The organism is Escherichia sp. MOD1-EC6021, from assembly GCF_002965245.1.
Lineage (GTDB): Bacteria > Pseudomonadota > Gammaproteobacteria > Enterobacterales > Enterobacteriaceae > Escherichia > Escherichia coli_F.
Window position 1 is genome coordinate 166189 of sequence record NZ_PTRU01000005.1, and the last position, 22012, is coordinate 188200.

Annotated in this window: 21 protein-coding genes and 1 pseudogene; 8 read left to right on the forward strand and 14 right to left on the reverse strand. The window is 50.6% G+C overall.

Annotated elements, in window-relative coordinates:
• Window positions 1–80 precede the first annotated feature (80 nt).
• Window positions 81–443 carry a protein YacL gene (gene yacL, locus BEB54_RS08260; RefSeq protein WP_105277290.1) on the forward strand — a complete coding sequence of 121 codons (363 nt, stop codon included), beginning with the start codon at window positions 81–83 and terminating at the stop codon, window positions 441–443.
• Between the two features lie 37 nt (window positions 444–480).
• Here yacL and speD read toward each other — a convergent pair whose 3' ends face one another.
• From speD to BEB54_RS08275, 3 genes are all read right to left on the reverse strand, one after another.
• A complete protein-coding gene (gene speD / locus BEB54_RS08265) occupies window positions 481–1275 on the reverse strand; it encodes an adenosylmethionine decarboxylase (RefSeq protein ID WP_000734290.1) in 795 nt (264 codons plus the stop codon).
• A 15-nt stretch (window positions 1276–1290) separates the two neighbouring features.
• A complete protein-coding gene (gene speE, locus BEB54_RS08270; protein ID WP_000818419.1) occupies window positions 1291–2157 on the reverse strand; it encodes a polyamine aminopropyltransferase in 867 nt (288 codons plus the stop codon).
• Between the two features lie 105 nt (window positions 2158–2262).
• Window positions 2263–2610: a YacC family pilotin-like protein gene (locus BEB54_RS08275; protein ID WP_001295568.1), complete on the reverse strand. Its 348-nt coding sequence runs from the start codon at window positions 2608–2610 to the stop codon at window positions 2263–2265.
• A gap of 165 nt (window positions 2611–2775) precedes the next feature.
• On the opposite strand from BEB54_RS08275, the gene cueO reads away from it, so the two are divergent.
• On the forward strand, window positions 2776–4326 hold the full coding sequence (gene cueO, locus BEB54_RS08280) for a multicopper oxidase CueO (protein ID WP_105277291.1): 1551 nt from the start codon (window positions 2776–2778) through the stop codon (window positions 4324–4326).
• A 201-nt stretch (window positions 4327–4527) separates the two neighbouring features.
• Here the strand turns inward: cueO and gcd are convergent, their stop codons facing one another.
• Window positions 4528–6918, reverse strand: coding sequence for a quinoprotein glucose dehydrogenase (gene gcd, locus BEB54_RS08285; RefSeq protein ID WP_105277292.1), 2391 nt, complete (start codon window positions 6916–6918; stop codon window positions 4528–4530).
• 205 nt (window positions 6919–7123) lie between these two features.
• Between gcd and hpt the strand changes: the two genes are divergently transcribed.
• Window positions 7124–7660: a hypoxanthine phosphoribosyltransferase gene (gene hpt, locus BEB54_RS08290; RefSeq protein WP_000683336.1), complete on the forward strand. Its 537-nt coding sequence runs from the start codon at window positions 7124–7126 to the stop codon at window positions 7658–7660.
• A gap of 40 nt (window positions 7661–7700) precedes the next feature.
• Here the strand turns inward: hpt and can are convergent, their stop codons facing one another.
• Window positions 7701–8363, reverse strand: coding sequence for a carbonate dehydratase (gene can / locus BEB54_RS08295; RefSeq protein ID WP_000651599.1), 663 nt, complete (start codon window positions 8361–8363; stop codon window positions 7701–7703).
• 108 nt (window positions 8364–8471) lie between these two features.
• Here can and BEB54_RS08300 point away from each other — a divergent pair, with 108 nt between their 5' ends.
• The 4 genes from BEB54_RS08300 to BEB54_RS08315 all read left to right on the forward strand — a co-directional run bounded on the left by BEB54_RS08300 (window position 8472) and on the right by BEB54_RS08315 (window position 12003).
• On the forward strand, window positions 8472–9398 hold the full coding sequence (locus BEB54_RS08300; protein WP_000150637.1) for an ABC transporter ATP-binding protein: 927 nt from the start codon (window positions 8472–8474) through the stop codon (window positions 9396–9398).
• Entirely contained in the window at window positions 9395–10165 is a 771-nt protein-coding gene (locus tag BEB54_RS08305) for an ABC transporter permease (RefSeq protein WP_000972203.1), read from the forward strand. The genes BEB54_RS08300 and BEB54_RS08305 overlap by 4 nt, the downstream gene beginning before the upstream one ends.
• 104 nt (window positions 10166–10269) lie before the next feature.
• A complete protein-coding gene (locus BEB54_RS08310) occupies window positions 10270–10710 on the forward strand; it encodes a PTS sugar transporter subunit IIA (RefSeq protein ID WP_000901978.1) in 441 nt (146 codons plus the stop codon).
• A 63-nt stretch (window positions 10711–10773) separates the two neighbouring features.
• Window positions 10774–12003: a polysaccharide deacetylase family protein gene (locus tag BEB54_RS08315; protein WP_105277293.1), complete on the forward strand. Its 1230-nt coding sequence runs from the start codon at window positions 10774–10776 to the stop codon at window positions 12001–12003.
• A 3-nt stretch (window positions 12004–12006) separates the two neighbouring features.
• On the opposite strand, the gene panD is transcribed toward BEB54_RS08315, so the two are convergent.
• Entirely contained in the window at window positions 12007–12387 is a 381-nt protein-coding gene (gene panD / locus BEB54_RS08320) for an aspartate 1-decarboxylase (RefSeq protein ID WP_000621515.1), read from the reverse strand.
• Window positions 12388–12660: 273 nt separating this feature from the next.
• Here panD and BEB54_RS08330 point away from each other — a divergent pair, with 273 nt between their 5' ends.
• On the forward strand, window positions 12661–13581 hold the full coding sequence (locus BEB54_RS08330) for an Rpn family recombination-promoting nuclease/putative transposase (RefSeq protein WP_105277294.1): 921 nt from the start codon (window positions 12661–12663) through the stop codon (window positions 13579–13581).
• Between the two features lie 220 nt (window positions 13582–13801).
• Here BEB54_RS08330 and panC read toward each other — a convergent pair whose 3' ends face one another.
• The 8 genes and pseudogenes from panC to BEB54_RS08370 all read right to left on the reverse strand — a co-directional run bounded on the left by panC (window position 13802) and on the right by BEB54_RS08370 (window position 21978).
• Window positions 13802–14653, reverse strand: a complete 852-nt coding sequence (gene panC / locus BEB54_RS08335) for a pantoate--beta-alanine ligase (RefSeq protein WP_000905376.1) — start codon at window positions 14651–14653, stop codon at window positions 13802–13804.
• An 11-nt stretch (window positions 14654–14664) separates the two neighbouring features.
• Window positions 14665–15459: a 3-methyl-2-oxobutanoate hydroxymethyltransferase gene (gene panB, locus BEB54_RS08340; RefSeq protein WP_105277295.1), complete on the reverse strand. Its 795-nt coding sequence runs from the start codon at window positions 15457–15459 to the stop codon at window positions 14665–14667.
• 117 nt (window positions 15460–15576) lie between these two features.
• The gene (locus BEB54_RS08345; RefSeq protein ID WP_105282170.1) at window positions 15577–16809 is read right to left on the reverse strand and encodes a fimbrial protein; all 1233 of its coding nucleotides are present in this window, start codon (window positions 16807–16809) and stop codon (window positions 15577–15579) included.
• A 26-nt stretch (window positions 16810–16835) separates the two neighbouring features.
• Entirely contained in the window at window positions 16836–17402 is a 567-nt protein-coding gene (locus BEB54_RS08350; protein WP_236474756.1) for a fimbrial-like protein, read from the reverse strand.
• A 6-nt stretch (window positions 17403–17408) separates the two neighbouring features.
• On the reverse strand, window positions 17409–18005 hold the full coding sequence (locus BEB54_RS08355) for a fimbrial protein (protein WP_105277298.1): 597 nt from the start codon (window positions 18003–18005) through the stop codon (window positions 17409–17411).
• A gap of 11 nt (window positions 18006–18016) precedes the next feature.
• Window positions 18017–18589, reverse strand: a complete 573-nt coding sequence (locus tag BEB54_RS08360; RefSeq protein WP_105272028.1) for a fimbrial protein — start codon at window positions 18587–18589, stop codon at window positions 18017–18019.
• Window positions 18590–18605: 16 nt separating this feature from the next.
• Window positions 18606–21212, reverse strand: a complete 2607-nt coding sequence (locus BEB54_RS08365; protein ID WP_105277299.1) for an outer membrane usher protein — start codon at window positions 21210–21212, stop codon at window positions 18606–18608.
• Window positions 21213–21244: 32 nt separating this feature from the next.
• Window positions 21245–21978, reverse strand: a pseudogene (locus BEB54_RS08370) (fimbrial chaperone).
• Window positions 21979–22012: the final 34 nt, after the last annotated feature.

A 22012-nucleotide genomic window follows, 5' to 3' on the forward strand; every position in this document is an offset into this window, starting at 1 on the left:
TTTTCTCCGATAAGGCTGCGATAATTAAATCAATGGCGCAATGCGATTTCGGCGCATTGCCGGGAGCAGAGGAACACACTATGGATTACGAATTTCTGCGCGATGTAACCGGAGTGGTAAAGGTGCGCATGTCCATGGGGCATGAAGTCATCGGGCACTGGTTTAATGAAGAGGTGAAAGAAAACCTGGCCTTGCTTGACGAAGTGGAAGACGCAGCGCGCACGCTCAAAGGCAGCGAACGTTCCTGGCAGCGGGCAGGGCATGAATACACCCTGCGGATGGACGGTGAAGAGGTGATGGTTCGCGCCAATCAACTGGAATTCGCTGGCGATGAAATGGAAGAGGGGATGAACTACTACGACGAGGAAAGCCTGTCGCTGTGCGGCGTTGAGGACTTCTTGCAGGTAGTGGCGGCTTATCGCGATTTTGTGCAGCAGAAGTAGATAAATCTGGCGGAGCCTGCGAGCTCCGCCAGAGCCGTTAAACAGCTGGCATATTGCGCCCGTAATAAATCTCGCGCATTTCTTTCCACAGCGCAGCGGTAATTTCCTGGCGCTCGCTGTCGGTTAAATCTTCCGGTTTAGTGTGGAACATGTAGTGCTTAAGATCGAACTCTTTAAGCAACATTTTTGTATGGAAGATATTTTCCTGATAGACGTTCACATCCACCATGTCATACAGCGCCTTCATATCCTCGGACATAAAGTTCTGAATCGAATTAATCTCATGGTCGATAAAGTGCTTCATACCGTTAATGTCGCGGGTAAAACCGCGCACGCGATAATCAATGGTCACGATATCGGATTCAAGCTGGTGGATCAGGTAATTCAGTGCCTTCAACGGAGAAATCACGCCGCAGGTCGAGACTTCAATATCAGCGCGGAAGGTACATAAACCGCCTTCAGGATGGCTTTCCGGATAGGTATGTACGCAAATATGACTTTTATCGAGATGGGCAACGACCGTTTCTGGCAGTGGTCCAGGGTGTTCTGTTTTGTCGATAAGTTTCGGGTCGACCGGTTCTTCACTCACCAGAATAGTGACGCTGGCACCCTGTGGTTCGTAATCCTGGCGGGCGATGTTAAGAATATTGGCTCCGATAATGGAACAGGTTTCTGACAGAATTTCGGTCAGGCGGTTGGCATTATAGAGTTCATCGATATAAGCGATATAACCGTCGCGCTCTTCGGCAGTTTTGGCATAGCAGATATCGTAAATACAAAAACTCAGACTTTTGGTCAGATTATTAAAGCCATGCAGTTTCAGTTTTTTCAATTTCTTATCTTCTCCTTAGGACGGCTGTGAGGCCAGTGCGTCTTGCAGATACTGAGGTAAGGCAAAAGCTGCCGTATGGACTGCCGGATTGTAATAACGGCATTTCAGGCCAGAGGCGAGAAAACGCGCCTGAATAATTTCGCTTGAGAGATGGCGTAAGGCGTCGTTATCTGTCGCCCATGCAAAGGTCATGATGCCGCCGTAATAGGTCGGGATTGCCGCCTGATAAAAGCCAACATCGCTGAAGTAATGGCTGAGTTTACGATAGCTGTCAATGGCCTCTTCCTGCTGTAAAAAGCAGACGCCGTTCTGTGCGACAAAAATACCGCCTGGATTCAGGCAACGTTTGCAGCCTTCATAAAATGCTGAGGTGAACAGACTTTCGCCGGGACCGATAGGATCGGTGCAGTCGGAGATAATGACATCAAAGGTCTGGCTGGTTTGATTAACGAAATTGACGCCATCGTCGATCACCAGTTTAAAGCGCGGATCGTCGTAGCTACCGGCGTTATGGTTGGGCAGATACTGACGGCAGAACGACACGACACCCGCATCGATTTCCACCATCGTGATTGACTCAACGTTTTTATGTCGGGTCACTTCACGCAGCATGGCACCGTCGCCGCCGCCGATAATCAGCACATGTTTCGCGTGACCGTGGGCTAATAGCGGAACGTGGGTCATCATCTCATGATAGATAAACTCGTCGCGCTCGGTGGTTTGTACTACGCCATCCAGCGCCATTACGCGGCCAAATGCAGCGTTCTCAAAAATGATCAGATCCTGGTGATCGGTCTTTTCATGATACAGAACGTTATCTACCGCAAAGTACTGCCCAAACTGGTCGTGTAGCGTTTCATGCCACTGTTTTTTTTCGGCCATGGGTTGATACCTCCTTTGTTAACACCCGTAAAAAAAGGGCGCAACATAATAGCTAACATTGACCGCGGATGCACGGTCAATATTTCTACAAAAAGGTATCAGGGATTATTTGACGTAGGCAAGCAGGCTTAAGGAATCGCGAGCCAGGGCTTTGCATTTTTTAGCGACGGGAATGCCGATGCCGCTGAGATCGCGGTAGCTGTCTTCACCGAGGGCTTTCATGTCGAAGGTATCGTAGTTGCTGAGATCCCACTGGTTTTGCTGGGCGAAAAAGACCAGTGCGCGACGAATCTGCCCGTTTGGTAAGTTCTGGTAACCACAATCGTTCTTCAGAAAGACAAAAACTGCCGTTAAATCGGCCATATCTTCGGCTTCAGACTCGCTGAGCGCGTAACTGTTTGCGCAGACGGCCATCAAGCTGCCGAATAACACTGTTCTGAAAAACGTCTTCATTGCTTCTACCAGGGGCTTAAAGAAGATAAACGTTAGCACACTGCGAGCGAGGCGACGACCATTATTGTTGATTAAATTGTGTCTGCGGCTTGACCTTCCCGTAAGGGGAAGGACTATGCTCAACGTTTGATTTTGTTTCGCCTGCTTAAGAATAAGGAAATAACTATGCAACGTCGTGATTTCTTGAAATATTCCATTGCGCTGGGCGTAGCTTCAGCCTTGCCGCTGTGGAGCCGCGCAGTATTTGCGGCGGAGCGTCCAACGTTACCGATCCCTGATTTGCTCACGACTGATGCCCGCAATCGTATTCAGTTAACTGTTGGCACAGGCCAGTCCACCTTTGCCGGAAAAACGGCAACTACCTGGGGCTATAACGGCAATCTGCTGGGGCCGGCGGTGAAATTACAGCGCGGCAAAGCGGTAACGGTTGATATCTATAACCAACTGACGGAAGAAACGACGTTGCACTGGCACGGGCTGGAAGTACCGGGTGAAGTCGACGGCGGCCCGCAGGGAATTATTCCGCCAGGTGGCAAGCGTACGGTGACGTTGAACGTTGATCAACCTGCCGCTACCTGCTGGTTCCATCCGCATCAACATGGCAAAACCGGGCGACAGGTGGCGATGGGGCTGGCGGGGCTGGTAGTGATTGAAGATGACGAGATTCTAAAATTAATGCTGCCAAAACAGTGGGGTATCGATGATGTCCCGGTGATCGTGCAGGATAAAAAATTTAACGCTGACGGGCAGATTGATTATCAACTGGATGTGATGACCGCTGCCGTGGGTTGGTTTGGCGATACGCTGCTGACCAACGGTGCTATCTACCCGCAACACGCCGCCCCGCGCGGCTGGCTGCGCCTGCGTTTGCTCAATGGCTGTAACGCCCGCTCGCTCAATTTCGCTACCAGTGACAATCGCCCGCTGTATGTGATTGCCAGCGACGGTGGTCTGCTACCTGAACCAGTGAAGGTGAGCGAGCTGCCGGTGCTGATGGGCGAGCGTTTCGAAGTGCTGGTGGAGGTTAACGACAACAAACCCTTTGATCTGGTGACGCTACCGGTCAGCCAGATGGGAATGGCAATTGCACCGTTTGACAAGCCGCATCCGGTAATGCGGATCCAGCCGATTTCCATTAGTGCTTCAGGTGCCTTACCTGACGCGTTAGGTAGCCTGCCAGCGTTACCTTCGCTGGATGGATTAACGGTACGCAAGCTGCAACTCTCTATGGACCCGATGCTCGATATGATTGGTATGCAGATGCTGATGGAGAAATATGGCGATCAGGCGATGGCCGGGATGGACCACAGCCAGATGATGGGCCATATGGGGCACGGCAATATGAATCATATGAACCACGACGGGAAGTTCGATTTCCACCATGCCAATAAAATCAACGGTCAGGCGTTTGATATGAACAAGCCGATGTTTGCGGCAGCAAAAGGGCAGTACGAGCGTTGGGTTATCTCTGGCGTGGGCGACATGATGCTGCATCCGTTCCATATCCACGGTACGCAGTTCCGTATCTTGTCGGAAAATGGCAAACCGCCAGCGACGCATCGCGCAGGCTGGAAAGATACCGTTAAGGTAGAAGGTAATGTCAGCGAAGTCCTGGTGAAGTTTAATCATGACGCCCCGAAAGAACATGCATATATGGCGCACTGCCATCTGCTGGAGCATGAAGATACGGGGATGATGTTAGGGTTTACGGTATAAAAAGACCGTATTCGGAAATATGCCCGGATCTCTCCGGGCATTATTCTGCTGACAAACGCAAAACTGCCTGATGCGCTACGCTTATCAGGCCTACGTGAACTCTGCAATTTATTGAATTTGCGAGTTTTAGTAGGCCGGATAAGGCGTTTTCGCCGCATCCGGCATGAACAAAGCGCACTTTGTCAGCAATATGAGTCAATCTTAATTCACATCATCCGGCAACGCATAAGCCACAATATAGTCGCCCATCTTCGTACCAAATGAACCGTGACCGCCTGCGGAGATCACCACATACTGCTTACCATTCACTTCATAGGTCATCGGTGTTGCCTGACCACCCGCCGGTAAACGGCCCTGCCACAGTTTTTCACCGTTGCTCATGTTGTAAGCGCGCAGGTAGTTATCTGCCGTAGCGGCGATAAATAGCACGTTACCCGCCGTGGAGATTGGCCCGCCCAGCATCGGCATACCCATATTGAACGGCACCGGAACGGGCATCGGGAACGGCATGCTGTCCTGCGGCGTACCAATGCGTTTCTTCCACACCACTTCGTTGGTTTTCAGATCCAAGGCCGAGATATAGCCCCATGCTGGCTGTTTACACGGCAGACCAAACGGTGAAAGGAACGGGTTGAGCGTAACGCCATACGGTACGCCGTACTGTGGCTGAATGCCGGATTCCGTACCGGTGCCTTTGGCATCTTTCGGCTGTTCCATCGGGTTGCCAGGACCGCGTGGGATCAGTTTCGAAACGAACGGCAGCGCCATTGGGTTGGCAATTGCCACTTCACGATTCGGATCAACGGAAATCCCGCCCCATTCGAACATCCCCAGGTTACCCGGGAAGACCAGCGTACCCTGTTCAGATGGCGGGGTGAAAATACCTTCATAACGCATCTGGTGGAACATTACGCGGCACACCAGTTGGTCAAACATGGTGGCGCCCCACATATCCGCACCGCTTAAATCTTTCGTCGGACGGAAGCTCAGTTCAGAAAACGGTTGAGTAGGGGTAACGTAATCACCTTTCGCTGCGCCTTGCGGCACCGGTTTTTCCGGGGCCGGAACCACCAGTTCACCATTGCGGCGATCAAGCACAAAAATGTTGCCGGTTTTCGCTGGAGCGTAAATAACCGGAACTTTTTGACCATTAACGGTGATATCTGCCAGCGTTGGCTGTGCCGGAAGATCCATATCCCACAGGTCGTGGTGAACGGTCTGATAGCTCCACGCCAGTTTCCCGGTAGTGGCATTCAGCGCCAGAATCGAGCTGGCATAACGTTCCTGTTCTGGGGTGCGGTTACCGCCCCAGATATCTGGCGTGGTCACACCCATCGGCAGATACACCAGATCCAGCTTCGCGTCATAGGCCGCAGGTGCCCACGAGTTTGGCGAGTTAAAGGTAAAGGTGTGTTCGTCAGACGGGATCGCATTCGGATCTTTCGCGCCTGGATCAAAGGCCCACAACAGCTCCCCGGTATTGACATCAAAACCACGGATCACGCCAGACGTTTCGCGGGTTGAGAAGTTATCAGTGACGGAACCCGCCATCACGATGGTTTTATCAGTGATAATCGGTGGTGAAGTCGGCTCATACAGACCCGGTTTGGTGTCCGGCATGTTGCTTTGCAGGTTGAGCACGCCTTTATTAGCGAAGGTTTCACACAGCTTGCCATTTTCGGCGTTGAGTGCAATCAGGCGACCATCATTGACCGGAAGAATGATACGACGTGGGCAATCCGCCATCACTTCCGGCGAAGCAGTTTCTGCTTTGGCTTCATGATAAGAGACACCACGGCAGGTTACATGCTGGAAAGACTCGTTGGTTTTCAGCTCAGGATCGTAATGCCATTTCTCTTTGCCGCTGGCGGCATCGAGCGCAAACAAACGCTGGTGAGCGGTACACAGGTAAAGCGTGTCGCCTACTTTAATCGGCGTCACTTCATTGGTGATTTCGCCCGGATCGTTCGGCTGTTTCACATCGCCTGTACGGAACACCCAGGCTTCTTTCAGCTTGTGGACGTTATCAGCGTTAATTTGTTTCAGTGGTGAAAAGCGTTGACCTTCCTGATTGCGACCATAGGCAGGCCAGTCTTGATCGGCAACGGGGGAGATAGCTTCGGCAGGTGTAGCATCAGCGCTTAAGGTGCCGTTGATTTCCTGTGGATCGTTAAATCCGGCCCAGGTGAGGATACCACCGCTAATCAACAGCGCGACCACCAACGCGGCAACTGCGCCGCTGGCAGGAATGACCAGGCGACGCCAGACAAACGGAAGGATCAGCCAGATGCCAAAGAAGACCAGAATGTCGCTACGCGGCGTCAGCGCCCAGAAATCGAAACCCACTTCCCAGACGCCCCAAATCATGGTGCCAAGCAGCAATGCCGCGTAAAGCCAAAGTGCGGCGCGTTTGCTGCGCCACAGCATCCAGGCGACGCCGAGCATCACAAGGCCAGCGATAGGGTAGTACCAGGAGCCGCCGATCGCGACCAACCAGCCTCCGCCAATGAGAAGATACAGCCCGCAAAGCGCTGCAAATAGGGCTGTTAGCGTGACGAGTAATCGTCGCGAGCCGGTATTGTTAATTGCCATAAAGAGACACCATTTCAATTCATTAATATTTTAGTAGCAATTAATTATAGGTTTTAACATGTGTGATCGTCATCACAATTCGAGCTTTATTAACAGATTCCGCCAATGAATAGTTTTACTGGTATACTGCGTGTCTTGCGCTTTGTTGCGGTGCCAAAACCTGCCCGTGCGAAGTGATTTGTTTTTAAATCATATGGTTAGAGATATGAAACATACTGTAGAAGTAATGATCCCCGAAGCGGAGATTAAAGCGCGTATCGCCGAACTGGGTCGTCAGATTACTGAGCGTTACAAAGACAGCGGCAGCGATATGGTGCTGGTAGGCCTGCTGCGTGGCTCATTTATGTTTATGGCGGACCTGTGCCGTGAAGTTCAGGTATCTCATGAAGTCGATTTTATGACCGCCTCCAGCTACGGTAGCGGCATGTCCACCACCCGCGATGTGAAAATCCTCAAAGATCTGGATGAAGATATCCGTGGTAAGGACGTGCTGATTGTTGAAGATATCATCGACTCGGGTAATACACTGTCGAAAGTGCGTGAAATCTTAAGCCTGCGCGAACCGAAGTCGCTGGCGATTTGTACGCTGCTGGATAAACCGTCCCGTCGTGAAGTGAACGTCCCGGTAGAATTTATCGGTTTCTCGATCCCGGATGAGTTTGTGGTGGGTTACGGCATTGATTACGCTCAGCGTTACCGCCATCTGCCGTACATCGGCAAAGTAGTGCTGCTGGACGAGTAAGTGCGGATGTGCCGGATGTGTTGCATCCGGCATGGTGTTTTTATTTGTGGTTGGCGTGTTTCAGCTTGAGATTGGAAATCCCGTGACGGTAACGTTGTTCAAGGGTTTCGCGGTTGGTGGCGGTAACATCCAGATCACGCAGCAAACCGTCGTGAATGCCGTAGGCCCAGCCGTGAATGGTAACTTTCTGCCCGCGTTTCCACGCTGATTGCATAATGGTGGAGTGGCCCAGGTTATACACCTGTTCCATGACGTTCAGTTCACACAAGGTATCCAGACGGCGCTCTTGCGGCATTTCGCCAAGCAATGAGCTATGTTTGAACCAGATATCGCGAATGTGCAGCAGCCAGTTGTTGATAAGCCCCAGTTCCGGGTTTTCAACTGCGGCCTGTACGCCGCCGCAACCGTAGTGGCCACAGATAATAATGTGTTCAACTTCGAGAACATCCACTGCATACTGAACCACGGAAAGGCAGTTCAGGTCGGTGTGAATGACCAGGTTAGCAACATTACGGTGAACAAAGAGTTCGCCCGGCTCAAGACCGGTTAAACGTTCTGCAGGAACGCGACTGTCGGAACATCCAATCCATAGAAAGCGCGGTTTTTGCGCTTGCGCCAGTTTCTCAAAAAACCCGGGATCCTCTTCCACCAGCATTTTTGACCATAGTGCATTGTTGCTGATGAGTGTATCTATGTCTTTCATGGAGGTTAACGACCTGTAACCAAATAATTACGTTTGGCTAATATAGGGCAACTCCGGGACGATTTAAACCACAGATAAAGTGTAAGAACGTAAGGTAAGTAAAAATTTATGACCATTGCACTGGAACTTCAACAGCTTAAAAAAACCTATCCAGGCGGCGTTCAGGCGCTTCGTGGAATCGATTTGCAGGTCGAAGCGGGTGATTTTTATGCGCTTCTCGGGCCGAACGGGGCCGGGAAATCAACCACTATCGGTATTATCAGCTCTCTGGTAAATAAAACCTCCGGGCGGGTCAGCGTATTTGGTTACGATCTCGAGAAGGATGTCGTGAACGCTAAACGTCAGTTGGGACTGGTGCCGCAGGAATTTAACTTCAACCCGTTTGAAACCGTGCAACAAATTGTGGTGAACCAGGCGGGGTACTACGGTGTAGAGCGCAAAGAAGCGTACATCCGCAGCGAAAAGTATCTTAAACAGCTCGATTTATGGGGAAAGCGTAACGAACGTGCGCGTATGTTATCGGGCGGGATGAAGCGCCGTTTAATGATTGCTCGTGCGTTAATGCATGAACCTAAACTGCTGATTCTTGACGAACCGACCGCAGGCGTGGATATCGAACTTCGCCGCTCAATGTGGGGATTTTTGAAGGATTTAAACGACAAAGGCACCACCATCATTCTTACCACGCACTACCTGGAAGAAGCAGAAATGCTGTGCCGCAATATCGGCATTATTCAACACGGTGAGCTGGTGGAAAATACCTCGATGAAGGCGCTGCTGGCGAAGCTGAAATCGGAAACTTTTATTCTCGATCTCGCGCCGAAAAGCCCATTACCGAAGCTCGATGGCTATCAGTATCGACTGGTCGATACCGCTACGCTGGAAGTTGAAGTGCTGCGTGAGCAGGGGATTAACAGCGTGTTCACGCAGTTAAGTGAGCAGGGTATTCAGGTATTAAGTATGCGTAACAAAGCTAACCGTCTGGAAGAGCTGTTTGTTTCACTGGTTAATGAAAAACAGGGAGATCGCGCATGATGCATCTTTACTGGGTGGCACTAAAAAGCATCTGGGCGAAAGAGATCCATCGCTTTATGCGTATCTGGGTGCAGACGCTGGTGCCACCGGTCATCACCATGACCCTTTATTTTATTATCTTCGGTAACCTGATTGGTTCGCGCATCGGCGATATGCATGGCTTCAGCTATATGCAGTTCATCGTGCCGGGGCTGATCATGATGTCGGTAATCACCAATGCCTACGCCAACGTCGCGTCATCATTTTTTGGTGCCAAGTTCCAGCGTAATATTGAAGAGCTGCTGGTTGCACCCGTACCGACTCACGTGATTATTGCCGGATATGTTGGCGGTGGCGTGGCGCGCGGACTGTTTGTTGGCATTCTGGTGACGGCAATTTCACTGTTTTTTGTGCCTTTTCAGGTACATTCGTGGGTATTTGTCGCTTTAACGCTGGTGCTCACGGCGGTGTTATTCTCCCTTGCTGGATTGCTGAACGGCGTGTTTGCCAAAACGTTCGATGACATCAGCCTGGTGCCAACGTTTGTGTTAACGCCACTCACGTATTTGGGCGGGGTCTTTTACTCCCTGACTTTGCTGCCGCCGTTCTGGCAGGGACTGTCGCACCTGAACCCGATCGTTTATATGATCAGTGGTTTCCGCTACGGCTTCCTCGGAATCAATGATGTGCCGCTGGTCACTACCTTTGGCGTACTGGTGGTCTTTATTGTGGCGTTTTATTTGATTTGCTGGTCGCTGATCCAACGTGGGCGTGGACTGCGTAGCTAAGGCTATTTCCTCTCCTCTGGATTCGGGGGAGAGGAGTTTTGACGACTATCACCCTTTATCAACCATGGTCAGGGTAGACTGATTTTCGGCTAAGGAGGAAGGCGATGCTAGGTTGGGTTATTACCTGTCACGATGATCGGGCGCAAGAGATACTGGATGCGCTGGAGAAAAAACACGGGGCGCTTCTTCAGTGCCGGGCCGTGAATTTCTGGCGCGGATTAAGTTCTAATATGCTCAGCCGTATGATGTGCGATGCTCTGCATGAAGCAGACTCTGGCGATGGGGTGATCTTTTTAACTGATATTGCCGGAGCGCCGCCGTACCGCGTGGCTTCGCTATTAAGCCACAAACACTCCCGCTGCGAAGTGATTTCTGGGGTAACGTTACCGTTAGTTGAACAGATGCTGGCCTACCGTGAAACGTTATCCAGTGCGGAGTTTCGCGAGCGAATTGTCGAACTGGGTGGGCCTGAAGTCAGTAGTCTCTGGCACCAACAACAAAAAAATCCGCCTTTCGTCCTCAAACATAATTTGTATGAGTATTAACCCGCGATCCTGATGACGCTTTTGCTACAATAAAAGCGTTGTTTCATCCCTGGTTATTTTTTCATGTATAAACAAGCTGTTATTCTCCTGCTGATGCTGTTTACCACAAGCGTCAGTGCCGCATTGCCTGCCCGTTATATGCAAACCATCGAAAATGCTGCGGTCTGGGCGCAAATTGGCGACAAAATGGTGACGGTAGGGAATATTCGGGCCGGACAAATCATTGCCGTGGAGCCCACTGCCGCAAGTTATTACGCATTTAATTTTGGCTTTGGCAAAGGGTTTATCGATAAAGGTCATCTCGAGCCGGTTCAGGGGCGACAAAAAGTTGAAGACGGTTTGGGTGACCTCAACAAGCCGCTGAGTAATCAGAACTTAATTACCTGGAAAGATACGCCGGTTTATAACGCGCCGAGTGTGGGCAGTGCGCCATTTGGGGTACTGGCGGACAATTTGCGTTATCCGATTTTGCATAAACTGAAAGACAGGTTAAACCAAACCTGGTATCAGGTCCGTATTGGCGAACGACTGGCCTATATCAGTGCACTGGATGCCCAACCCGACAATGGCCTGCCGGTGCTAACCTATCATCATATTCTGCGCGACGAAGAAAACACCCGTTTTCGCCATACTTCGACGACCACCTCGGTACGCGCCTTCAATAACCAGATGGCCTGGCTGCGCGACAGGGGGTACGCGACACTGAGCATGACGCAGTTGGAAGGTTACGTGCAGAATAACATTAATCTCCCGGCACGTGCCGTGGTGATTACCTTTGATGATGGTCTCAAGTCGGTTAGCCGCTATGCGTATCCTGTGTTGAAACACTATGGTATGAAGGCGACGGCATTTATTGTTACCTCGCGCATCAAACGTCACCCGCAGAAATGGGATCCAAAATCGCTGCAATTTATGAGCATTTCTGAGCTTAACGAAATTCGTGATGTATTTGATTTCCAGTCACATACTCATTTTTTGCATCGGATAGATGGCTATCGCCGCCCCATATTACTGAGCCGTAGTGAGCACAATATTCTGTTTGATTTTGCGCGATCGCGCCGGGCGCTGGCGCAGTTTAATCCACATGTCTTGTATCTTTCTTATCCGTTTGGCGGATTTAATGACAAAGCGGTGAAGGCGGCACGTGAAGCCGGATTTCATCTGGCAGTGACCACCATGAAAGGCAAAGTTAAACCTGGGGATAATCCGTTATTGTTAAAACGACTTTATATCTTGAGAACGGATTCGCTGGAGACGATGTCGCGGCTGGTGAGTAACCAGCCGCAGGGGTGATTATCAGGCCACCTGAACTGGAATCGCTTTCGCAGTACGTTTCATTTCATTGTCGCCTTCAAAATAAGCAACGTTGGGTCGCCATGTACGGGCTTCTTCATCCGGCATAGTGACGAAGCTGGCGATGATGACAATATCGCCGACGCTGGCGCAGTGGGCCGCCGCACCGTTAACAGAAATAATTCTCGAACCGCGTTCTGCTGCGATGGCATAGGTGGAGAAACGCTTGCCGTTGGTGACATTCCAGATATCAATGGCTTCGTTTTCGAGAATACCGGCTGCGTCAAGAAAATCCTGGTCAATGGCGCAAGAACCTTCATAGTGCAGGTCCGCATGAGTCACTTTCACGCGGTGGAGTTTGCCCTGCAGCATCGTGCGAATCATAACTTCTACCTTTCTACCCTGTCGTTAACGAAGCAGGCGGTGCCTGCTTTGAGGAAATTCTCACGCAGTATTGCCCGATTTTTGTTTAGTGTCTACTCATCTGACGGCATTTGCATCAGCAGTTTGCGTACCGTGCCGAAGCGAGCCATGTAACACATGTAACCAATTGAAATTTCTCTGAACGCTGCTCGGTAAACACTAAAGAGGCGGCTGACGACGGCGCGCCTTGACTGGATACTGCCTTCACGCAAGACAACACGGAAGGCAGGGAAGATGGATGCACCGAGTACCACACCGCATGATGCGGTGTTTAAACAATTTTTAATGCACGCGGAAACGGCTCGCGACTTTCTGGATATCCATTTGCCAGCGGAGCTACGCGAACTGTGTGACCTCGACACGCTGCATCTTGAGTCGGGGAGTTTTATTGAAGAAAGCCTGAAAGGGCACAGCACTGACGTGCTCTATTCCGTGCAAATGCAGGGTAATACGGGCTATCTACATGTTGTGATTGAACACCAAAGCAAGCCGGATAAAAAAATGGCGTTTCGCATGATGCGTTATTCTATTGCTGCCATGCACCGGCATCTGGAGGCAGATCACGATAAGCTGCCGCTGGTGGTGCCGATTCTGTTTTATCAGGGCGAGGCCACACCTTATCCGCTCTCAATGTGCTGGTTTGATATGTTTTACTCGCCGGAGCTGGCGCGACGCGTCTATAACAGTCCTTTCCCGCTGGTGGATATCACTATCACACCGGATGACGAAATCATGCAACATCGGCGGATTGCGATTCTCGAACTGCTGCAAAAACATATTCGCCAGCGCGACTTAATGTTATTGCTGGAGCAACTGGTCACGCTGATTGACGAAGGGTACACTAGCGGAAGTCAGTTAGTTGCCATGCAAAACTATATGCTGCAACGCGGTCATACTGAACAAGCGGATTTGTTTTATGGTGTGGTGAGAGACAGGGAAACGGGAGGGGAGTCTATGATGACGTTGGCGCAGTGGTTTGAAGAGAAGGGAATTGAGAAGGGAATTGAGAAGGGGATTGAGAAGGGGATTCAGCTGGGAAGACAGGAGGAAAGGCAAGAATTCGCCCTGCGTCTTCTGAGTAAAGGAATGTCTCGGGAAGACGTTGCAGAGATGGCAAATTTACCTCTTGCTGAGCTTGATAAGCTGATTAACTAAATTGCCTGCGATATGAATAATCGCTTACAGACGTCATCGCCATGATGTGGGGCAAATTAATAATTGGCGCCATCAGCCGTAGCGCCAGTTATACTCGTCATACTTCAAGTTGCATGTGCTGCGTCTGCGTTCGCTCACCCCAGTCACTTACTTATGTAAGCTCCTGGGGATTCACTCGCTTGCCGCCTTCCTGCAACTTGAATTATTTAGAGTATAAGTATTACGCCAGTTCGACGATTTTGTTGTCGATCAGGCGAGCATCGCCAAGCCAGGCGGCTACCAGAATCACCGCTCGTTTGCTGTTTTCAGCGATTTCCAGCAAGGTGTCGGCATCGCGAATCTGAATATCATCGGAACGGAAACCTTTTTCATTCAATTCTTGCCCGGCAATAGCAATAATTTCATCGAGATCCCGTTCGCCAGCCTGCAATTTGTCGGCAATTGAACTTAAGACCTTGTACAGACCCGGCGCAATTTTACGTTGTTCCGCCGTCAGATAGCCGTTACGGGAACTGAGCGCCAGACCGTCTTTCGCGCGCATAATCGGCACTCCGACAATCTCAATATCGAAGCCCATATCGGCAACCATTTTGCGGATCAGTGCCAGTTGCTGAAAATCCTTTTCACCGAAGCAGGCGATGTCCGGCTGGACCAGGTTGAACAGTTTGCTGACGATGGTCGATACGCCGCGAAAATGTCCTGGACGGCTGGCACCTTCCAGCATGGTGGAAAGGCCTGGAACATCGACATAGGTGTGGGTTTCTGTACCGTTCGGATAGATCTCTTTTACCGAGGGAGCGAAAACCAGATCCACTTTACGTTTGTTTAGTTTCTCGCAGTCTTCCTGCAAAGTGCGTGGATAACGAGCCAGATCTTCCGGGCGGTCAAACTGCATCGGGTTAACGAAAATACTGACGACGACCACATCGGCGCGGGCTTTGGCTTCGTCGACCAGCTTCATATGACCATCGTGCAGGTTACCCATAGTAGGCACCAGCGCCACGCGTTTGCCTTCCATTCGCAGGCGGCGAATTTGCTGACGCAGCAACGGCAGGGTTTCGATAATTAACACAACGTGACTCCTTAATGGAAACTGTGTTCTTCGCCCGGATAAACACCGGACTCCACTTCAGCTATATACTGACGCACTGCTGCGCGGATGTCGCCCGCTTCAGCAAGGAAATTTTTTGCAAATTTAGGGATATGGCCGCCGGTAATACCGAACGCGTCGTGCATCACGAGGATTTGCCCGTCGGTGACGTTGCCCGCGCCAATACCGATTACCGGAATCGCCAGCGCTTCGGTAATGCGTTTCGCCAGTTCAACCGGCACGCATTCCAGCACCAGCAACTGTGCACCAGCGGCTTCTAAGGCTAACGCATCGCTGAGCAGTTGATCGCCCGCTTCATCGCCACGCCCTTGTACTTTGTAGCCGCCAAATATATTCACTGACTGTGGGGTTAAACCTAAATGACCACACACCGGAACTGCGCGTTCAGTCAGCATTTGTACCGTCTCAACCAACCATGCGCCGCCTTCAATTTTGACCATATTGGCTCCGGCACGCATTACTGTGGCGGCATTTTCAAAGGCCTGTTCCGGGGTGGAGTACGCCATAAACGGCAGGTCGGCCAGCAGCAGGCAATTTGGTGCGCCACGACGTACGGCAGCAGTGTGGTAGGCGATATCTTGAACGGTTACCGGGAGTGTGGAGTCGTGCCCCTGAACAGTCATGCCCAGCGAATCGCCAACCAACATCACGTTAAGTCCTTCTTCGGCAAACAATTTAGCGAAGCTGTAGTCGTAAGCGGTAATAGTGGCGAAGCGTTTTTTTTCTTGTTTGTATTTGTTCAGCAAGGAGATGGTGGTCGGTTTCATCATAACCCCTGTTAGTCATAAGTGTTATCTATAGGATTGGCGCATTGTAGGGGATGTCAGTGATGAGTGTTAGCCCTTTGTGGTCAAAACCGGCAGGGGGCCTGCCGGTAGCGGGGCTCAGGGGTAGGTGATAGAGAAAACGGCGGTCGCTTTGAAATCCCCGCCTCTGATTTGTTGATTGTTGTCTTGTTTGAGAGTGGCGACAAAATTTAGCGTTTGATTTGCTGCGGTTCCCGATGTGCCTGAACCAATAATGCCATTCGACGTGTCAGCTGTATCGACATAGGCTTTATAAACAGAATGGGTGTCATTAGGGTGAAGAACTACCTCGGCATAATGTGAGTTCGATTTTCCTTTTATCTCCACGCCTACGCCGTTGGCGGCATTGGCTTCGGCGGTTAACGAGTTACCCAATAACGCAGCCGACATTGCAGGGGCGCCGGTAGTCATTTTGACCTCGATATTGGTGACCCGGAAACAGTTCTTTAGTGCTATACCAAAAGGGATACCGTCAACGCCATCAAGGATGTCTTTGGGGTTGTATTCACCGAGGCTGACTGTATCTCCCTGAACTGTATTCCCCGAAACGACCGCTGAGGTACAGGTTGGCGAGCTAAGCGTAACATTCCCCATGTTGAACGTCTGATAAATATAGTGCGATGTCAATGCACCACCAGGCGCTGCATTTGTCACTGAATAGTGATATCCCTTGTTGCTCAGTAAAGCGATGCTACCTGTCGTATTGGGATTGAAGGTGCCATCATTATAAAACTCAATATCAATTTTACTGACCAGACCGCCTACGGCTGTGTAATTCCCCAGATCGGCGACGCATACGGAATGCTCGGGCGTTAATGTCAATGTTTGTTGGGGGGTATCACCGATATAGATATCGCTGCTGGAGGTTGTTTTGAATGAGCTTACATTGTACATGTGCATCCTGAAGTAGAGACCCTGCACATTGGTTTTAAAGAGCTTGTGGCCATCTGCACTCACCAGAGCATCAACGAAATGGCTCTCCAGGGTTAATGGTGTTCCCATTCCGCCAGCGCCACAGTAAATCAGGCTATTTCCTGATGAGTTTGTATCCACCCAACCCAGCTGGAGCCTGATGTTGCTACTTTGTAGCCCCGCTGAGGTTGGGATCACTATCTGATTTGCCCCGGTACTGAACGTTGCCGTTGCGCTGCCATCCCCCTGTGGACCGGAATTATTTTCCGTCGAACCTGAATAGGTTTTGTTGCCGACGATTATTGTGTTGGCAGAGTGCAGGCAGCCTGAATAGAAGGACAACAGAACCAGCAGTGTTCGACACCACTGCTTAGACCGGGAAAAGTATTGCGTGTTCATCTCTTCATCCTTGAGAGTGATATAGATTATTCATAATAAACCCCAACAAATACGCTCGCTTTTACCACGCCGCTGGTTACCGCTTGTGTAGGGTCAATTTTTTGCATCCGAGCGTAAAAGTGGTATGTCGCGTTAGCGATCGTTTCGGGCGTCACGGGGTAAATACTTTGCGGTTGACCACGCGTGTCGAGCACATTGAAAATATGCTGTGCGTCCTCGGTCGATAAAATAACCACGCCGACATTTTTTGTACCGTTGACCTGCTGGTTGGCGAATACCTGGAGGTTGGTTGGCGCAAGGGTGCCTGCCAAAGGCGTAAAGCTGACGGTCAGGTGGGCCGGATTTTTCCCCGCTACCTGCGCGCAGTCGCTGACGGTAATATAAAAGGGGTGCCCGCCAGAATAGACGCGATCGACAGAGGTATTATTATTCAGATAGCTATAATCCACTGTGCCTAAATCAATATTTCCATTATTGTCGAGCGTGACCCGGCAACTGGTGCTGATGATATTGGCAGTCATATTAATATTGGTACTGGCTGCAATGACGTTGTAAGAAAACCAAAACGCAATCATGTAGATAACTGTTTTCATAATCATCTACTCATAGGTCACAGAAAAGACTGCATTAGTGGAGAATTGCCCGGCGCGTACATCAGCGATGGTGTTATCGGAAGCTACTACAATCCGGGCACTGAGCGGCCATTGGACAATATTCGAGCCTGTTGCCGCAGCTAAATCAACAATACTGGTCGGTTTGGTTTTACAATTAAGCTGAATGCTGCCCTGACCTTCTGGCTGATTGGTCGTCCACACTTCAACCGCAACACCGGTTGCCGCATCATCGTCCGCCGTCGTCAGTGCATTACGGTATCCGCCACCGGTACTGGAAGCGCCATCGCAGCCCGTCTGTGCAGAAAGCACAACTTTTGCCTGATCCTTTGCTAACCCTTCGCAGTTTGAAAACACCAGGCTGAAGTTCTGGTATTTCGATTTAGCGGAAAGCTCGTTGAGATAGACATCGCCAATAGCGATGGTGGTGGCTTGCTGATCCTGCGCATCGCGTAATTCCGCCGTGCAGGTACTGGCAGTGACCTTAGCACGTACCGTAACGTCCATAGAGCTACTGGCGGCGTGGCCGATGGCGATATATCCAAAGCACAGCAGCAAGACAAAGGTTATATTGTGATAATTCATAAACAAACCTGCTATTGGTAGGTAAAGACGAAAGTCACTTTGGCCTGGAATTGGCCTGTGGTGATCGTATTCCCGGTGGTGGTCTGACGAAGCATGGCTGTAAGATCTAATCCATTACTTATTTCATCATTCGTCCAGGTAACTCGCTGGCTACCGTTGAGTTTAAAGCGGAGATTTTCATCAGCGTTCATACGTTTAATACCAAGACCAACATAGTTGGTATGTCCGGAAACGGTCTGGTCATTACCGATTAACGAATCTGTATAGCTGCTGACTGCGCCATTGAGGGTCATCGACAGGCCGGAAATATAGTTATTACAATTGCTGGCAAGGATTTTAAAATTAGCCTCCGACAGTGACGATTTATTCACAATGTCTGAAACACCCATATCAGGCAGATCCAGATAATAGTTATTTGTTGCGGTATCACCGCTGATATTGGCCCCATTCAATGCGTTGAGCGTCATGGCACAGGTCGTCTCTTTGATGGTCGCGGTAAAGTTCACCGAAAGATCGGTTGCCAGTGCGGGGCGCAGACAAAGCGACGTCAGCAGCAGCAGGGGCGGTAGTAAAAAAGCTCTCATTTCCTCTCCTGGAACATTATTGCTGGGTGCATGGCACGCCGTTGAGTACGATGGTTTTACCGGTCATGGTGGGTGATGACGGTATCTGATAATGAATACGGCACTGCTGGCGACTATTTTTCTCATACCAGGTGACCGTCAGTTCACCGCTGTCGGCAATGCCGCGTACAAATGCCTGACTGCCCTGACCGACGGTCCCGATAGAGGTCCCTTTTTCGTCGGTAATATCGGAAGCAAACGGCACGGGCTGATTGTTGCTACGCAGTAAATTGAGAATGGCGGAGCGCCCGGTATCGGTGTCAAAGTGGCTGAAAATGACGGAACCCTGGCGCGGAATGGCGACGCTACTGGTGTTTTTGAGCTCCACGTCGTTATCCAGATCGTTAACATCGAGCGCGACGGTATTTTCCCGGTACGGTGACAGTGAACTGGTCACGCCGTAGCCAAAACGGTCGATGGTGCTGTTACCAAAGTTAATGCGCGCGCCTTTTGCACCCGGGGCGTTGATCAGCGCCAACGTGTCAGAGTCGGTAAAACTGTCGTTACTGAAGGTCAGACCGTGGCGGTGGAGTACAAAACCGCCATCGGTGCTGAGCCCATACTGACGTGAGCGATCGCTGCTGGTGGAGGCTGAGCCTGAAAATGTTCCCCACGGCGACTCATAGCTGGTATAACCGCTGATACTTTTCAGGCTGTCGCTGTTTTTCTGCACGTTATAGGCGGTATTCACGCTGTAACTCCAGCGATTATCCTGGCTGTAGCCCGAGGCATTGGCGTTAAATTGTGAGCTCCCTTTCATGTCGCTGTTAACGCTGGTGTTCAGGGTTTTGAACCCGCCCTGATGGCTATCGCGGCCAAGCAGTTTATCAAGCGGAATGGTCACACTCAGATAAATCGAGTCATCCTTCTTATTGTCTTCATCGTATGTCCGTTGCAGGCTGACGCTGTAGCTCGCCCAGTTAAAGGCATTGCTGTAGCCAAAGGCAAAACTGCTCTGTGATTCGTTGGTTACCCAGTAATCTGTCCATGTGCCATTCACATAGAAAGAGCCATAGTCACGTTCATCACTTTTTAACGTTTGATTAATGCTAACGCTGAACTGATTTTTCATGCGTGCATAACTGACAATCCCCGAATAGCCTTCTTCATCAGGATGGTTGGCAGAATTAATCAGCGTTAACGCGTCGTTCAGCCCCAGATAGTTTTCAGTGGAGTAGCGATAGGCGGCAATGTTGAGTGAGGTTTCGGTCGGGGCGAAATATTTGTTCCATGAAACACGGTAACTCTGTCCACTATAGGTTTTATCGTCAGGAATTTCGGCATGAGACTGAGTAACATCGAAGGAGAAAGCGCCCAGCGATGTATTCATGCCCACCCCTAATAAACCGGCCCAGTAACCGTTATCGGTCATTTGCAGGCCGGTGTAGCCGGTGAAGGTGTTACTCAACCCGTAATAGTAGGTACCTTGCAGCAGGTTAGGTTTATCCTGGAGTTCCGCTTTATTGACCTCACCGGCGCTGATATCCCATTTGCCCACGCCGGGACGCATCATCTGGATCACCGATGAATAAGCCTGACTAAACGTACGTTTTGAACCGTCCGATTCGGTGATGGTCACCTCGAGATCGGCGCCGAACCCTGCCGGCGTGAGATCGTCAATCGCGAATGGACCAGGCGGCACGGTCGTTTCATAAATTTTATAACCGTTTTGGGTGATCGTGACTTTCGCGTTAGAGTTTGCCACGCCACGGATAACAGGCGCATACGACGCCAGCGTAGGGGGCAACATGCGGCTTTCGCTATAGAGTCGCAGCCCGCGAATAGGCACCGAGTCGAAGGTTTCTCCTGTGGTATTGGTTTCACCCATTACCAGCTGAGAGCGGAGCGCGGCGATATCGCGTTGCAGATATTTATCCTGAAATTCAAAACTGCCGCCGTCTTCTTTGTCCCACGAATAGTTACCATGTGAGCGAAAATGCCATCCCCATAAATTGATACCGCCCATCAGTCCGGCGTAGCTGGTTTCTGTGGTTTGATTGGGGGATTCACTGCGCCAGCCGTTAAGGGTGTAAGAGAGCATTGCGGCATTGATGCCTTCATCCCACAGCGACGGATCGACATAGTTGGCATAGGTTCTCTGCAGCCAGATTTGCGGCATGCTGATATCAAGCCGCTGATCGTTGCTATTGTAAGCGACGCTCGATTGCGGAATAGCAACCTCTACGTTCAGGCAATCCTGCGCAGCATTTTCGCGTTTTTGCAAAATTGCGTTATCCGCTAACTTTTCTGGCTGGCGAATATGCAGTTGTAATAATGTGTTGGTGGAGATACAGGGCTGAGCAGCGTGTTCAGGGTCTAATTCAATAAACTCGATTTTCAGATTGGCGCTGGCCTGGTTATTAATAAACACGCTGACGTCATAGCGCCCCGGCAATGTTGCGTTACCTTTGCTGTAACGATTGACATCAATATCTCTGGCACCTGCGCCCATCAGGAACGTGTTATCAAACTCAACGGTCTCGTTTGCCCCCCACACATTTTGTGTGCAGGGCAGCAGGCTACACGCAATCAGGCAAGCGAGCGGCGATCGTTGAATTCTTTTGCCATCGTGGGGGATCTTCATTGTACGATCTCAGCCGATCTCGTCTGTGGGCATCAAAGTTTGACTTTGCCGTCAATGCCACCGCCAAAATCATTAATGGCTGAGTACTCAACTGTTGCGCCAGACACAGAACGGGGAGCGCCTTTTACCACCATTTCCGCACTGCTTTTGGGCTCGACCATACTGCTTTCCACGGTATATTTATTACCGCCTGAGGCAAGGGTAATACTGCTGAATGAGACGTGATAAGGCGTTGGGTTTGTTGCCTGCAACACCACTTTCCGGCTGAAGACTGGAGACGCCAGGTTAACTGTTTTGGTGCATCAGCCGGGTTACCCGCCAGGCCGGTTGGGCGATAGAACAGCTTGATACGGGTACGGAAAGCCAATTGCAGAATGTTTTTTCCCTTGGCATCGGCATCGTTCATCTTGGGGGGAACTTCCAGCGCATTGAACCAATAAACGCTTTCGCGATCGGCTGGAAGGGTCTGGCTGGCGCTCCAGGCAATTTTAACCGTTTGGCCTTTTTTACCATCAACGCGGGAAACCGGCGGCGTCACGGTAAAAGGCACTTTCAGTGTGCTGGGGTCGGCATTTTCGCTGCCGGTATCAATCCAGGTCTGAACTAATAGTGGGCGGGCACCTTTGTTTTCCATGCGCAATGTGACGTCTTTCTGGTCGGCATTATAAATAATGCGCGTACCGGAAAGCACAATATCTGCTTGCGCGGTGAGGCTGAAAACGGCTGTCGATGCGACGAAAGCAGTGGAAACAATAAACTGACACATCCTGGTCATAACACTATCCTTATTGAGTGACCCA